The sequence below is a fragment of the Exiguobacterium sp. SH3S3 genome (assembly GCF_004337115.1).
GTDB lineage: Bacteria > Bacillota > Bacilli > Exiguobacteriales > Exiguobacteriaceae > Exiguobacterium > Exiguobacterium aurantiacum_A.
In genome coordinates, this window is sequence record NZ_SJUU01000005.1 from 126,373 (window position 1) to 141,167 (window position 14,795).

Genomic DNA, 14,795 nt, shown 5'->3' on the forward strand with positions numbered 1-14,795 from the left:
CCGTTGTTCGACATATCATTTAATGGTTTCGCTAGACAAGTTCCCGCCGTAGACATAAAGAATGATGTTGGCACTAGACTGGTCAGCTGTTTTAGATGTTTTCAACCTTTCTCGGAGACATTTAGACCTGATTCCTTTCGATCGGAAGCTTCGACTGTTTGCGTAACGCGTATAGTTTTTGCAAGTTGAGGAACGTGACTTTCAGGACGGCATAGAATGGGACGGCGAGCAGCATGCCGACGATACCGGCGAGGCGTCCCGCAACGAGCAGGACAAGAGTGATGGTGATGGGATGGACACGGAGTGACTTGCCTTGAACGAGCGGTGAGATGACGTTGGCGTCAAGCTGTTGGACGATGGTGATGGCGATGATGACGTAGAGCGCTTTGACCGGCTCGTCGATGAACGCAATCAGAACGGCGGGTGCGGCCCCGAGAAACGGACCGAAGTAAGGGATGATGTTCGTTGCGAAAATGAACAGACCGAGCGGCAGGAAGAACGGGACGTCGAGCAGCCAAAGAGCGATTGTCGCGAAGAAGCCGACGAACGTGCAGACGATGAGCTGGGCCCGGACGTAACGTTTGATCGTCTCATGCATGTCATGCAAAATGTGGCGGGCGTTTTGTTCGTACACCTCAGGGATCCAACGTACGATTGCCGTCGACAGCTTGCCCCCGTCAATGAGCATGAACACGTACAAAAATAGGGCGATAAACAACGTGAACAGTCCAGACACGATCAGTGCGAGCACGCGTCCGAGCGAACCGGCGACGGTGCCGATGAGTGATCCGAGCGCGTCGGTCAACTGGCGAATCCACGTCTCGACCGATGTCGCGTTCTGCTCGGCATAGTCCCGAAACCATTCGTATTCCTCGAGCCGTCCGTACAGCAGCAAAAACTGGCGGTAGCTCCCTTCGGCAAAACGTGGGAACGCGTCAAGCAGCGCGAGCAGTTGCCTTGTGATGAGCGGTCCGAGCGTGACGACGAACAACACGGCGAGCGTGAGTAACAACATGAGCACGCTCATGATTGCGAGCGAACGCCGTTTCCATTTGATCTCAAGGAAATCGACGAGACCGACCGTCAAATAAAACAAGATGCCGGCGAACAAGAACGGTGTCAGTACGGTCGCGAAAAAGATACCGACCGGATAGAACAAAAACTCGACTTGTTTCGCCATGAAGATGATCGTCAAAATGAGCAGTACCCAGATCCCGTTACGGAACGCGCGCGTTGTCCAAAAGGGCTGCATGGACGTTTCCCCTTTCTTGAAGGATATCTATTTCATTCCCGATTTCCGGAAGTTCATTCCAACCCCATCTGCTTGCCCCATCAAAATATTGTTTATCCCCTCTTTATTTAAGGTATAGCTAATCATCTATGTATATGAAAGAAGGTGTCACCCTCGTGACTTGTCCACGCTGCGGAACGAAGACCCGCTCAAAAACAACTGCTTGTCCGACGTGTGGCCATCGCCCCCGTCGCTTGAAATGGATTGCCATTCCGACCGTGATTGCACTTATCGCATTCATCTCTATTTTAACAGTCGCCTATTTGAAAGAAGCTCCTCGTTCGACGGATTCACTCGCTGACAAAGTCAACTTGAACGTCGCCGAAGACACCGTCTCAGCCGATAACGCTTCGATGATTGATTTGGCGACACTTGAGAACAGTCTGTTTTCCGTCGGTGCCGGTACAGGGTTTTTGATCAGCCCGCAAGACGTCTTGACGGCTGCCCATAATGTTGAAGGTTTGACGACGATGACAATCGACCACGACGGGAAGAAACTAAAAGGAACGGTCGTCGGACGTACCGTCGACATCGCCGTCATCCGAATCAGTCAACTGAAAGAGACGCCGTTCATGTTCAGCCACGCAATTGCTGCGGCGGACGAGACGCTCATCACGCTCATGCCGTCTAAACGGATCGAAGGCCGGGTGACGTTCAATGAGACCGGGTATGAGCGCGAGTTCGATATCCCGAGACGGGCAATCGGCAGTCCGATTGTTGCTGCAGATGGACGGGTACTCGCCATGCACCTCAAGTCAAAAGCACTCCCGGTCGCCCTGTTCGAACAAGACGTGCTCGCGTTTCTTGAATCGGACACACCAGCGCCACCGTTAGCTAAACTAGCACCGGTCGCACCAATCACGCCACCTCGAAATGAGCAACCTGTGACGGAACCAGCGCCAGCGCCGCAACCAGAAGCCGAGGCCCCGGAAGCTGCACCAGAACCGGCCGCGCCTGCCGAAGAGCCGGTTGAAGACGCACCGGCAACGCCAGAGGAAACGCCAGAGCCTGAAGTCGTTGAACCGGAAGTGCCAGCTGAAGAACCGACGCCGCCTCCCGTCACAGAAGAACCGGTCACGCCGGAACCTCCTGTGACAGAACCGGCAGAACCGGTGGCGCCTGAAAAACCAGCGGCTGAAGCAGAGAAACCAGTCAAAAAGCAAGAAAGCAAACCGAAAGATCAGCCAAAAGAGAAACCGGTCACAGAAGAAAAACCGGTTAAAAAAGACCAACCCGCTAAACAAGAAAAGCATGTTGAAAAAGAACAGCCCGTTAAACAAGAAAAGCCCGTTAAAAAAGAACAACCTGCTAAACAAGAAAAGCCTGTTAAAAAAGAACAGCCTGCTAAACAAGAACAGCCTGCTAAAGAAGAAAAGCCTGCTAAAGAAGAAAAGCCTGCTAAAGAAGAAAAAGCTAAACCGGCTGCCACAGAGCGAGACGAAGAAAGCACGCCTTCCGACTAAATCGGAAGACGTGCTTTTTACTCGCCCTTATTCAATTTGCGTTGCACGTTACCGACCGCGGCCCCGAGTAACAGCAGCAAAATCGATAGCATCCAAAACGGGATCGCGTCTTGCAAGAGCCAGACGAGAAATGCGCTCAGCGCGATGACGCCGCCGAGCCAAAGAAAATTCCACTGTCCCATATGACTCACCTCGCATCCATCATAGCACATCAATCCGGTGCGCCGCCGCCTGGGGCGGCAATGATTTCGTCATCATCTCACTATGCTCGACCCGCACGAATTGGCCGACCAAGAGCGTCGATATGTCCTCGATCTGTTCGTCTAGATGAAACACGATGCCGTCGAACGGTTCAGCCTCCAAATTCGGTGCGACCCGAATTCGCGCTGCCCCGAGTTCGACGATATAGCCCGTGAACGTGACCACGTTGATTCCTCCTTCCCCCAAATGCGCTCCCCCTCTTTTCTTTTCCCATTTTTTCAAATAATGCTACTTCATGAAGCGATTGACTTGTATAATAAAGCGACAATCACAAAAGCTGGGAGGGACCTCATTTGAAACACACCATCGACTTACACACCCCAGACTTTCAGCGCACCTTCCTTGAGATGATGCTCCTTGAAGAGTTGATCGAAGACTATAACGCCGAGGCCATCGAGACGCTCATCGTCCGCGGCGAGACGGCTTTCCCGAACGACCCGTTCTTCCCGGCGATGCGCGCTTATCCGCTCATTCGCGAAGGCGATTTCAAGACAGCCAGACAAGTGCTCGAAACCGCGAGTACGATGGGCGACCATTACCTCATCCATTGCCTGCACGGCGCCCTCAGCGAAGACGCCGGGTTTACGTTTGAGGCCGAGCAACATTACTGCCGCGCCGTCGAGCGCTATCCGGACGTGCCGATGACACGGCGCGCCCTTGCCGTCCATTACTTCAATCGTAAATTCTACGGCGAAGCGGGCTTACACATCATGCACTACGTCCGTCTCGCCGGTTTCAGCGAAGAGACCGTGCCGATGTTGCTCGAATTCTTCCAAGCGTTCGACGAGATCCCGCTCGAGATGAACGACGAGCTGCTCAAAGCCGCAATCGGCTATTTGAACGCGAATCCGCGAAACCCGCGGGCCCATTCGCTCTATGCCTCGATTTGCAGCCACCGGGTCGAGATGCTCGTCAAACGTTTGCCCGAAGACGGCCAACTCGACGACGAGACGATCGCGACGCTGCTCGAAGTCGAAGAGCACGGCATGTGGAGTGCGACGTACGACGATAGTGAGGACAAAATGTTCCGCGCCATGTTCGCCGACTATATCGATAACGTCGTCTTGCCGAACACGTCCCGAACGTATGTATATCGCCTGCGCCTGCGCTACTGGTATCATCGCCTGACCCACCGCCTGACCGGGGGCTATGCGGATACGATGCGACAATCCTAAACGACAGCCCGAACTCAAAAAGAGTTCGGGCTGTCGTCGGCTTATGGTATTGAACGCTGTCTAACTCACCCCATATACGGGTGAATCGGTCCGCGCAGTTCAAATGAGTAGTCCTCGTGATTGACGATGCCGACCGTTTCATCGCTCTCAAGCAATTGAACTAAAAACTCGGCCATCTCTTCGGCCGTATGGTACTTCGCGACGTTCTCACTATAATCAAAGTTCTCTTCCTCGCGGGCCCGGCTCGCGAATCCGGTCTCGGTCGCAGCCGGTGCGAGCACTTTCGCCCGCAGCTTGTCCCCGTTTTGGATGAGCTCTTGGGCGAGTCCTTCCGTGTAGGCGCTGACGAAGAACTTCGTCGCGCTGTACGTGACCCCTTTCGCCGCGATGCGGTAGCCAACGACCGAGGCGATGTTTAGGAGTGTCGCCCCTGCGACGTTGTGATAGTCCCGGACGTACAAGTTCGACAAGACGGTCAGCGCCTCGACGTTTAGACGAATCATGTTTTCCATTTTTCCGACTTCGGCGTCTTTCACAAGATTCGAGTCCCCGAACCCGGCGTTATTGATCCACGTCTCGATATCGAGGTCGGCGAGCGACTCATAGAGTGCATAGACGTTTTCACTATATGACAAGTCATTCGTTTTGAGGATGACGTCGCTGTCTGGTGAGATCGACTTGATCTCGTCACGCAATTTTTGAAGCTCGTCCGTGCGACGCGCGACGAGCACGAATGATTTCCCTTGCTTGGCAAGCTGCTTCGCCGCCTCGTAGCCGATGCCTGAACTTGCCCCTGTGATGACCGTATATTTCATCTGAATTCCCCTTTTCTGTTTAAATTGCATTCTCTCCCGCAATTCCCGAAACGTAGCATCGTCAATCCTTTGAACGTACAAAAGCCGTCCGAGGACGGCTAAAGTCATGTATTGAATTTTCCGATCAACGTCTGCAGATCGCCCGTCATGTTCCCGAGTGACTCGGCGACGCCGTTCAACTCTTGGATCATCGCGAGCTGTGAATCGGCTGTCTCGCCGACCGAACGCATCGTCTGCGCCATCTGTTCGCTCTCGGTCGCAATCCCGAGGGCGGCCGTGGCGACTTGTTTTGTCGTCAAAGCGATCTCGTTTGAGGCGACACGAATATGTTTCGTGTTCTCAACCGACGTCTCGAGTTGGACGACGATTTGTTGGAACGCGTTTGTCGCTTTCTCCAACAGTTTCGTATTCGCCTCGACCCGCTTCGCACTGAGTTCGTGCCTTGCGAGCACGGCGTTCGATTGGACTTGGATCGATTCGATCAACCCGGCAATCCGTGTCGCCGACTGTTTCGACTGCTCGGCGAGTTTCCGGACTTCTTCGGCGACGACGGCAAACCCTTTGCCTTGTTCACCGGCCCGGGCCGCTTCGATGGCCGCGTTCAAGGCGAGCAAGTTCGTCTGGTCCGTGATTGATTGGATGACTTCCGTGATCAAGGCGATCTCGTCCGACTGATGTTTCAACGCCGCAATCGATTCCCCGGTCATTCGTGTCTCGGTTTCGAGGGCGAGCACTTCTTGTTTCGCTTGTTGAATCGTCTCGTCCCCTTGTTCGGCGAGCTTTAGACTCATCGCGACGTCTTCGCTGATCGTCCCGATTGAACGAGCGATCTGTTCGACGCCTTCATCGGCCGCAGCGACCGCTTTGGCACTGCTCGTCGCTTCTTTCGCTTGTTGAATCGTCTCTTCGACGACCGCCTCGATCATCCGCGTCGTTTCTTCAGTTTGAGACGACATCTCTTCCGTGCTGGCGTAAAGTTCTTCCGATTGCGCCGTGATCTCTTGGGCGTTACGGGTCACTTCATCGATCAACTCGCGCAAGTTGCCTTTCATTTGGTTGAAGCCGACCATGAGCTGCCCGATCTCGTCACGTGTCAGCGCGACCAAGTCGGCACGTGTCAAATCGCCATTCGCGACGACGGCGACTTCGTCTGACAACATCCGGAGCGGGACGGTCACCATTTGTTTCAAGATGTAGCCCGCACCGACCGTCAAGAGTAGGATGAAAATCGCGATTCCCGCGGAGTACAAGAGTGCCTTCTCACCTAACTTTTCAAGTCTTCGTTGCTGCTCAAACATCTCCGCCTCTGACTCGGCTTGTAACCGCTCGCCCGTCTCCGTGATTGAAGCTGTCACATCCGGCATGAGTCGAAGCGCGAGTCGGTCGATCGACTCTTCGTCCCCTTCATCGATTGCTGCAATCAATTGGGCGGCTAACTCATCATAGCCGGTTGCATAGGATAAAAGATTCTCGAGTTCTGTCTGTTCTTCTTTCGTCTCGGCAAGTTCGATGAGTGTCTGAATCGCCTGTTTCTTGTCTTCTGACCCACGTTTCTCTGCTTCGAGACGCGAGTCATCTTGCTCGAGTATGTAACCCCGAAGTCCATACGCCTGACGCGTCATGCCGAGTGATAACTCGTCGGCCGCCTTCATCTTCATCACATCATGGCTGATCATATCTTCATACTGATTCGTCATATTTTGAAGCGTCCATAAGTTATAACCCATGCCGAACGCGACGAACAATAAAATAAGTCCGATACCACTAAATAATTTTTGCGTTAATGACAGTGTTTTCAATCGTTTCATCTCTTTTGAGGAACACGTCCTCTCCCACCTCTACTTCTCTCTAATTTTGTATTGCCACTCTTATATCGGATGACGAAACCTAATATGTACCAAATAAAAGAAGTCTGACTTCTTATTGACTATCTTTATCAGTTTTATGTTCCAATTTTTGTCACAATTAAAGACCACAGTCGTTTGACTGTGGTCCTGTCTCATAACTTGAACTGTGACACGCGATTCGATAGTTCGGTCGCCCGCTGTTCCGTCTCGTTCATCCGCTGTTGGACATCGTTGAACCGCTCGACGGACAGTTGGACTTTCTCTGAGATCGACTGCGTCCCGTCCGCTCCTTCCGTCACCGTCGTCGCGACTTCTTGGATGACGTGCAAAATGCTATCCGTCATATGGCGGAGCTGCAGCGCGTTCGTCTCGAACGTGTTCGCCGTCTTGCCGAATACGGTCGCGTCCTCTTCGTACTGCGTTGCCGATTCCTCGAGCCGGTCGTAGTCGGTGAGCACGTTCGTGTTCAAGAACGTAAGCATATCCGCCGAGCTCGTATTGAGCCGTTCGACCGAATCGATGACCGTATTCGACACCGCTTGAATCTCGTTCACGGTTTGACGAGAGTTCTCGGCGAGTTTGCGGATCTCTGACGCAACGACGGCAAATCCTCGTCCGGCGTCACCAGCCCGTGCCGCCTCGATTGATGCGTTCAAGGCGAGCAGGTTCGTCTGGTCGGCAATCGTGAGGATCGCACTCGTCAAGACGCGGATCTCTTCGACCGACTTGGCACCTTTGATCGCCTCATCGAGCTCGATGCGTTTTTTCTGGATGATGGCGTTCGCTTCCGTCTTCGAGGCGATGGCTTGCGTACGCATCGTATGGGCACGACGCTCGACGTTTTCTGCCGTTTTGGCACTATCGTTCGAGAGTTCGACGATCGTATCGATCGAGCTGCCCATCTCGGTCGTCGAGGCACTCATCTCTTGCGACGAAGCGGCCGTCTCTTCCATCCCGGCCGTCAGTTCTTCGACCGTACCTGACGTCTCTTCCATATAACGGCTCAGTTGGGTCACTTCCGCGGCGACTTCTTGCGACGACGTGAGCACGACTTTCGCCGTCTCGTCGACATCAATCATAATCTCACGAAGCGAGGCGAGGAAGACGTTGAATGAACGGCTCACTTGCGCGATCTCATCGTTCGACGTGACCGGGATCGACATCGTCAAATCTCCGCCTTGTGATGCCAGTTCATCGAATTTCGTCTGAAGCATCCGCATCGGCTTGATGATTGAACGAAGTAGACTCATCCCGAGGAACAAGAGGATGACAAACGCCCCAACCGTCACGGCAAGTAAGGCGATGAGCGCTTGTTGAAACTTGCGTTCCATGTCCGCCCCGACTTGCCGCGAGCCTCCTGAGTTGTAATCGACGAGTTCGGTCAGGCGTTGCGTAAAGTTATCATATGTAGACTGAGACTGGGCATCGTAGTACGAGCGGGCCATACCGTTGTTGCCCGATGTACTAAAGATGAGCATGTTGTCTGACACGCGTTGATACATCTCCCATTGGCGGGCGAAGTTCGTAAACAGTTCTATGTCCGTCTCGCCTGACGCTGTCGCCTCATATTTCGGCGCGAGTTCATTGATTCGGGTCCGAATCTCTTTCAGTCTCGCCATCAATTCTTCTTTCCCGGCCGCGTCCTCGGTCACGATATGCTCGAGTTCGAGCGCACGATAGTTCGCGGCGAGCGTGTTCAGTTCGTGGGCGTAGTCGAGCCCTTTATTCCAGTTGTTGACGATATCGTCGCCTTGACGGTTCGCGTCGGCGAGTGACAACAGCGAGTAGCCGCCGACACCGGCGACCATGACGAGCGCGAGGATGACGAGCCCCCATAACTTTTGACGAATCGTCAGGCCTTTACTTGAAGGCGCGGATGTCTCTACTTTTTGTCGTCTCCGTTGTTTCGGTTTCCATGTAAAGCGGCGGGTATCGATGCGACGCAGGTTCAATCGACGTACAGCCGCTGTCCATTTTTCTTTCCATGCCATGTATGTATTCCCCTCTCAAGTACAACGTTTCATTCTTTATCGTCTTGAAATTGAGAAGTTTAAAGCGGATTGACCAAAATAAAAAAAGGTGACTGAAAACTCAGTCACCTTCCGGGTTCGATTATTGGATGTTCAACACCGTCTCGGTGCCTTCGATCATCTTGATCTCGGTCCACTTGACGACGTTTTTGCCGAGCGGGTCGTTCGCGACCATGAAGTCGGCGAGCGCTTGCACTTTCGCTGGGTCGACCGGTTGTTTGACGTTGTTCAAACGGAAGCGGGCAACTTTATTAAACGTGTCCAAAAAGGCGATCTCTAGTTTTGTCTCAGTCATGGTTCATTTCCTCCTTAGAATGTGAGTGGATTAGGCTAAGTCGTATTCGCGGACGACCGACACGGTGAAATCTTCATGTTCGAGAAGATCGAGCATGAGCTGACCATATGAGTCGGCAACATCTGCCGTGAGCGCTGAACGAATCGGACCGAACCGTTGCGTCTTCTTCGTCGGTTTCAAACTTTCGAGGTCATGGTGCGTCGTCAGGACGAGCGTGGCTTTCTTTTCTGTCAGCTGTGCCATAGGGGATGGCTCCTTTCGGGGAGTGGTTACAATTCAGACGGATAGGTGGAGTCCAGACGTTCGAGCAGCTGAATCATCCGCTCAAGACGTGTCTCGATCCGATGGAGCAGATAGAGCGAGACGACGATCGGGAATCCGAGATTTGAGATGAGTTCGGGCCAGCTCATGTGACCACCTGCTCATCGTGCCGATTGTGAGCGGCGGGACGAGGGGGTATTAGCATAAGTGGGAGCCTCCAATTTAGACGGTCACGTGGAATTCACGCGACACGACGTACGTAGCGGATTCGACCGCGAGTAACGGGATCAACAAGTCGCCAAACTGTTTGATCTCCTCGGTCTCCATCCGCGCACCGAGCGGACCGAAGCGGACGAGCTGACGTTTTTCCTTGCCGTCAACGAGCCGTTTCGTGTCGAGATAAAAAACGCTTGCGTATTCTCGATACACTGCCATATGTCTCACCTCCTTCGCCCTTATTAACCGACACTAAAACCGTTTTGCTCAAAAACCGCAAATTTTCTAACCGTGACTTTTGAACCACATCATCAAGCAGTCGTTATATCTGCCTCAAATCATTCCTATGACTTGCATCGCCATACCATTTAGGGTATTTTTATAGACGTTGTGTAAATTTCACAACCGCATCGAAAGTCCCATAAATTCATTTCCACGCTTTCAAAAAATGAACAGTTAATTTTTTGAAAATAGGGTACTATACGAGGGAGGGTACTACCACCCGGCAGACTTGAAGAAGGAGCTAACACTAGATGAACAACTTAGACATCACACTCGCCACGCCAATTCCTTCCGCTCAATTTGAAGTTGACACGATCGATTTAACGTTCTTTGCGACCGAATGGGATGCATATCGTCCCGAACTAGGTAAACCATTTCAATATAACGGACGCCATTTAATTGTCTATCCGCTTAAAGAATTGAGTCGCGCCTTCACTGTCGCCGGCATCCCACGCAGCCAGCAACAGTTGATCAAATGGGAGACGGACGGCGTCTTACCGCCGACCCCGTTCACGATGGGACGCAAACGTTTTTATACGGAAAATCAGATTCGGACAATCATCGATATTGCTTTGGAATGTGGATTACGACCACGTACGCACGTCAGAAAGACTAACTTTTCAGATCAAGTACATGTAGAATTGACGTACATACTCCAATACGAATTAGCCGAGCGAGAAAGTTCACTCGCATGAGCACCCAAAAAGCCTTTCCCGACGACACGTTGATCGTCGGGAAAGGCTTTTTGAGTTGAACTCGATTTGAGTCTATTTTTATAACCGTTCCCGGGACATCATCAAGGCACACGGGGGCACGGTCACCGTGACGAGTGACCTCGGTGTCGGGACGACGATTCAGATTGACCTGCCACAATGAAAACAAGGATTCGCTCAACGGAGCGAATCCTTGTTTTCATTGTTATAAGCTTCAATCCACGCCTCGAGCTCATCAATCGGGAGCGGACGCGAGAAGTAATACCCTTGCATCTCGTCACAGCCAAGCAAACGGAGTGCGTCGTGCTGCTCGGTCGTCTCGATGCCTTCGCAGACGGTCTTTAAACCGAGGCCGCGGGCGAGCTCGATGATCGATTGGACGATGACGTTTCCGGTCGGGTCGTTCTCCGTCGCTTGGATGAACTGACGGTCGATTTTGATCTCATGGATCGGATAATGCTTTAAATAGACGAACGCCGAGAAACCGGTCCCAAAGTCATCGATCGAGATCGAGAAACCTTGCGTGCGGAAGGCGATGAACCGTTCGATGACGTGCTGCTGATTCTCCATTCCGACGCTCTCCGTGATTTCAAACGTCAAATAGTTCGGGCAGACACCCATGCTTTCGACGACACGGGCGAACTTCTCAACAACGCCTTCTGATAGGAAGTGACGGGCCGACAAATTGAGCGCCAAGTGATATGTCCGGCCAGAGGCGTGCCACGCGTTCAATTGGCGGCATGCCTCCTCGAGCGCCCACTCTTCGAGGGCGATGATGACACCGGTCGACTCGGCAAGCGGGATAAAGTCAAGCGGCGGGATCAGCCCTTTTTCCGGATGGATCCAACGCATGAGCCCTTCAAAACCGTTAAGCCGTCCGGTCGACCCGTCAATTTTCGGCTGATAGTAGAGCGCAAACTCGTTCAACGCGAGCCCTTTGCGCAAATTCATCTCGAGCGTCAATCGGGCCGTCGCCTTCTCTCCCATCTTCTCTTCATAGAAGATGATGCCACCGCGTTGGACATGATGATGACTAGCGGCGATCCGTGTCGTGTGAATCATCTCGAGCGTCGAGCGCGCCTTATCCTCAATCGAGATAAAGGCACTCATCGTCAAGACGACATCCAGTTCATCGACGGTAAACGGCTCGTTCGTCACCGTCTCACAAAGCATGTCGGCAATCCCGTACGCTTTGATCCGGTCGCCGTACGGTGTCCATATGACGAACCCGGATTGAGAACTTCGGGCGATCATCGCCGGATCGACGACGAGACGGAGCCGATCTGCGATTTCCTGGATTAATTGATTGGCCTTCTCGCTGCCGAACGCGTCCTCGACAGAGCGGAACTCATCGATTCTCACGTAAATGAGTGACCCGAGGTGATGATTGAGTTCGTCCCGCATCCGGTCGACTCGTTCGATGAACGCGTTCTTATTCATCAGTCCTGTCAATTCATCCGTATAGGCGAGCCGGGCGATGTGTTGTTCGACCGACTGACGTTCGAGCCGACTATATAAAATAGCGACAAAATCGGCGAGTGTACTCACGATCAGCTCTTCGACATACGTCCACTTCCGAAGCTCGTATGTCTCGCAGCAGATGACACCGCGGGCTTGTCCGTCCGCAAAGATTGGTGCGTCAAGCATCGAGTAAACCCGTTGTCCTTCGACGAAGTATTGTTGATATAAATTTTTCACCCATTCGTGCGTCCGGACATTCTCAAACAGGAGGACACGGTTCGTGCAGAGCGCATCAAAATAGACCGGCGCATCCTGACGATAGACCGTTAATGCCGGCTTGCTGATGCCTTTATCTTTTGAATACGCGACTTGACAACTGATCGAGTGTTGCGCCTCATCGAAGTGCCAGATCGAGACGGTGTCGACTTCGAGCATATCCGCGACGACTTCGCACATATAGCTGATCGCCTGCTCGACTGTCGCATCAGACACGTCCGGCATCCGTACGAGTTCGAACAGTTTCGCTTGATGTTTACGGTATGTTTGTGTTGAAAAGTTCCCCTCGATCATAGTCCCCTACCCTCGTTCAAACAGTTTTGCCTTAATGATAGCATGAAGCACAAATACGAGACCTTCCAAAATTCAACAGAAAGTCAATTTTTAATTTCCCTCTTTTTAGGAGGTATCTATCTGACAGACCTATCAAAAAATATTGACCTGCTTTTCAAGGAATATCGCTCGAATGAGTCCTTTCCACCATTGCTTCCCGGTTTCTCAGCACCGTACAATAAACGTGTATCGTTACCCGTCATGAATGACTCTATTATATTAAAGGAAGTGACTCCATGAATCACAAGTCCGGCCTCATGTACTCATTCGCCGCAATCGCCGCCGTAAGCGTCCTCGCCCAGGCCGAAGAAGCGTCCGCCGCTAGCACCCATATCGTCCGAGCCGGTGACACGCTTTGGTCGATCAGCCAACAGCATCACATCCCGCTCGCGACACTCAAGTCGATGAACAACTTGACGACCGACCGAATCGCCATCGGACAAACACTTCACTTGGCCGGATCACCGACCGTACTCACGACAACGAGCACGGCGGTAAGCAAAAATCGAGTGACGACCGCTGCATTGAACCTTCGCACCGGTGCCGGTACGAGCCATAATGTCTTGCTCACCATCCCGAAAGGTCAAGCGCTCAAACCGCTCAAGACGAGCGGTAAGTGGTCGCAAGTCACTTTTAACGGGAAGACCGGCTGGGTACATAACGATTATCTCAGTACAGCCAAGGCAGCAACGACCAAGCCGACGGCATCAACGAGCACCGTCAGCCCGACCGCCCAATCGACGTCACAGACGACCGTCAACTTGAACCTCCGGGCTTCGAAATCGACAAAGGCGAACGTACTCGTCACGATCCCGAAAGGAAAAACGGTCACGATCCTCAAAGTCGAAGGTTCATGGTCGCACATCAAATACGGTTCGACGACAGGCTTTGTCGCCACTACATACTTAAAGAAAGCCGCCGCGACGCCTTCACCGAGTCAACCTGCCACACCTTCACCGAGTCAGCCGGCGACACCGGCAGCGCCGAAAGAAGAGAGCGTCAATCAATCGTTCGTCACGACGGCGAACTTGAACGTGCGTAAAGGAGCAGGCATCGGTTTCGCGCTCGTCACGACGATCCCGAACGGCGCGACCGTGCAAGCAACGAAACAGAGCGGCACTTGGTACTACGTCACATATAACGGGAAGAGCGGTTATGTCAGTGCCGGCTACTTGAAACAGACGACGACCGCACCGAGTGCACCGGTCGCACCGAACTTAGGTGACGCCGGGGCTGGGAACACTTCGGTCGATTACGTCGTTAATACCCCGTCCTTGAACGTCCGTGCTTCTGCGTCGACGAGTTCCGCCATCGTCGGTAGCGTCAAAGCCGGCCAGACGCTCCGCGTCGTCCAGACGGCAAACGGCTGGCACCAGATTTATATCGGCAACACGACGGGCTTCGTCGCAGCCTCGTTCGTCAAAGAAGTACCGAAAGGCTCAACGACAGCACCGACATGGGTCAGCGGGTCGTTCGACTCACATACGTTCTATACAGCAAGTCCGGCCGCGATCCGCGCCCAAGAAAACGATTCGAGTCAGGTCGTCGGGTCGACGCTCCGCGGCGGACTGTTGAACGTCGTCGGCGAGACGGCGACACACTACCGTGTCAACGAGAACGGGACGCAAGGCTTCGTCGCCAAAGCGTTCGTCACCCAAGTCAACGGACAGACCGCCCAAGCAACCCGGCTCGCGACGATCGCCGTCGCGAAGAAATACGTCGGGACGCCGTACATTTGGGCGTCATCTAGTCCGGTCAACGGCGGCTTTGACTGCTCAGGCATCATCTATTACGCGTTCAATCAAGCGGGTGTCTCAATCCCGCGGACGAACGTCGCCAACTATTGGGCCGGGTCTTACTTCGGGCCGCAGCTCGACAAATCGTTCGTGCCCCAGGCTGGTGACCTCGTCTTCTTCGAGAACACGTATACGGCCGGTCCGTCCCATATGGGCATCATGATCGACGCCGATACGTTCATCCACGCCGGGACGTTTGGTCTCGGCTACAATCAAATCAGCAAAGAGCCGTATTGGAAATCACGCCTCATCGGCTATAAGCGACCGTGACCTTTGACGC

Annotated in this window: 15 protein-coding genes; 4 read left to right on the top strand and 11 right to left on the bottom strand. The window is 53.1% G+C overall.

Features of this window, described 5'->3' with window-relative positions:
- Positions 1 to 121: 121 nt before the first annotated feature.
- Complete coding sequence (locus EVJ28_RS06650; protein WP_131488388.1) at positions 122 to 1,252, bottom strand: AI-2E family transporter; 1,131 nt, start codon at positions 1,250 to 1,252, stop codon at positions 122 to 124.
- Positions 1,253 to 1,485: 233 nt separating this feature from the next.
- Between EVJ28_RS06650 and EVJ28_RS06655 the strand changes: the two genes are divergently transcribed.
- A complete protein-coding gene (locus tag EVJ28_RS06655) occupies positions 1,486 to 2,754 on the top strand; it encodes a trypsin-like peptidase domain-containing protein (RefSeq protein ID WP_161566955.1) in 1,269 nt (422 codons plus the stop codon).
- 17 nt (positions 2,755 to 2,771) lie between these two features.
- Here EVJ28_RS06655 and EVJ28_RS14205 read toward each other — a convergent pair whose 3' ends face one another.
- A complete protein-coding gene (locus EVJ28_RS14205) occupies positions 2,772 to 2,936 on the bottom strand; it encodes a hypothetical protein (RefSeq protein ID WP_167615699.1) in 165 nt (54 codons plus the stop codon).
- Between the two features lie 19 nt (positions 2,937 to 2,955).
- Entirely contained in the window at positions 2,956 to 3,180 is a 225-nt protein-coding gene (locus EVJ28_RS06660; RefSeq protein WP_131470105.1) for a DUF3221 domain-containing protein, read from the bottom strand.
- A 128-nt stretch (positions 3,181 to 3,308) separates the two neighbouring features.
- Here EVJ28_RS06660 and EVJ28_RS06665 point away from each other — a divergent pair, with 128 nt between their 5' ends.
- Positions 3,309 to 4,190 (top strand): tetratricopeptide repeat protein, encoded by an 882-nt coding sequence (locus EVJ28_RS06665; protein WP_236633332.1) that lies wholly within the window; start codon positions 3,309 to 3,311, stop codon positions 4,188 to 4,190.
- Positions 4,191 to 4,255: 65 nt separating this feature from the next.
- Here EVJ28_RS06665 and EVJ28_RS06670 read toward each other — a convergent pair whose 3' ends face one another.
- The 7 genes from EVJ28_RS06670 to EVJ28_RS06700 all read right to left on the bottom strand — a co-directional run bounded on the left by EVJ28_RS06670 (position 4,256) and on the right by EVJ28_RS06700 (position 9,873).
- Positions 4,256 to 5,005 carry an SDR family NAD(P)-dependent oxidoreductase gene (locus EVJ28_RS06670; protein WP_131470106.1) on the bottom strand — a complete coding sequence of 250 codons (750 nt, stop codon included), beginning with the start codon at positions 5,003 to 5,005 and terminating at the stop codon, positions 4,256 to 4,258.
- Positions 5,006 to 5,109: 104 nt separating this feature from the next.
- Entirely contained in the window at positions 5,110 to 6,813 is a 1,704-nt protein-coding gene (locus EVJ28_RS06675) for a methyl-accepting chemotaxis protein (RefSeq protein WP_131488392.1), read from the bottom strand.
- Positions 6,814 to 7,004: 191 nt separating this feature from the next.
- Positions 7,005 to 8,843 carry a methyl-accepting chemotaxis protein gene (locus EVJ28_RS06680; RefSeq protein WP_131488394.1) on the bottom strand — a complete coding sequence of 613 codons (1,839 nt, stop codon included), beginning with the start codon at positions 8,841 to 8,843 and terminating at the stop codon, positions 7,005 to 7,007.
- Between the two features lie 121 nt (positions 8,844 to 8,964).
- A complete protein-coding gene (locus tag EVJ28_RS06685; RefSeq protein ID WP_071398188.1) occupies positions 8,965 to 9,177 on the bottom strand; it encodes a DUF2922 domain-containing protein in 213 nt (70 codons plus the stop codon).
- Positions 9,178 to 9,207: 30 nt separating this feature from the next.
- Positions 9,208 to 9,420 carry a hypothetical protein gene (locus EVJ28_RS06690; RefSeq protein ID WP_131470109.1) on the bottom strand — a complete coding sequence of 71 codons (213 nt, stop codon included), beginning with the start codon at positions 9,418 to 9,420 and terminating at the stop codon, positions 9,208 to 9,210.
- Between the two features lie 26 nt (positions 9,421 to 9,446).
- Positions 9,447 to 9,587: a YvrJ family protein gene (locus EVJ28_RS06695; RefSeq protein ID WP_021066374.1), complete on the bottom strand. Its 141-nt coding sequence runs from the start codon at positions 9,585 to 9,587 to the stop codon at positions 9,447 to 9,449.
- A 73-nt stretch (positions 9,588 to 9,660) separates the two neighbouring features.
- Positions 9,661 to 9,873: a hypothetical protein gene (locus tag EVJ28_RS06700; protein ID WP_131456407.1), complete on the bottom strand. Its 213-nt coding sequence runs from the start codon at positions 9,871 to 9,873 to the stop codon at positions 9,661 to 9,663.
- A 314-nt stretch (positions 9,874 to 10,187) separates the two neighbouring features.
- On the opposite strand from EVJ28_RS06700, the gene EVJ28_RS06705 reads away from it, so the two are divergent.
- Positions 10,188 to 10,631, top strand: coding sequence for a MerR family transcriptional regulator (locus EVJ28_RS06705; protein ID WP_131456405.1), 444 nt, complete (start codon positions 10,188 to 10,190; stop codon positions 10,629 to 10,631).
- 195 nt (positions 10,632 to 10,826) lie between these two features.
- On the opposite strand, the gene EVJ28_RS06710 is transcribed toward EVJ28_RS06705, so the two are convergent.
- On the bottom strand, positions 10,827 to 12,680 hold the full coding sequence (locus EVJ28_RS06710; RefSeq protein ID WP_131488396.1) for a sensor domain-containing phosphodiesterase: 1,854 nt from the start codon (positions 12,678 to 12,680) through the stop codon (positions 10,827 to 10,829).
- Positions 12,681 to 12,955: 275 nt separating this feature from the next.
- Here EVJ28_RS06710 and EVJ28_RS06715 point away from each other — a divergent pair, with 275 nt between their 5' ends.
- Entirely contained in the window at positions 12,956 to 14,785 is a 1,830-nt protein-coding gene (locus EVJ28_RS06715; protein ID WP_236634074.1) for a C40 family peptidase, read from the top strand.
- Positions 14,786 to 14,795: the final 10 nt, after the last annotated feature.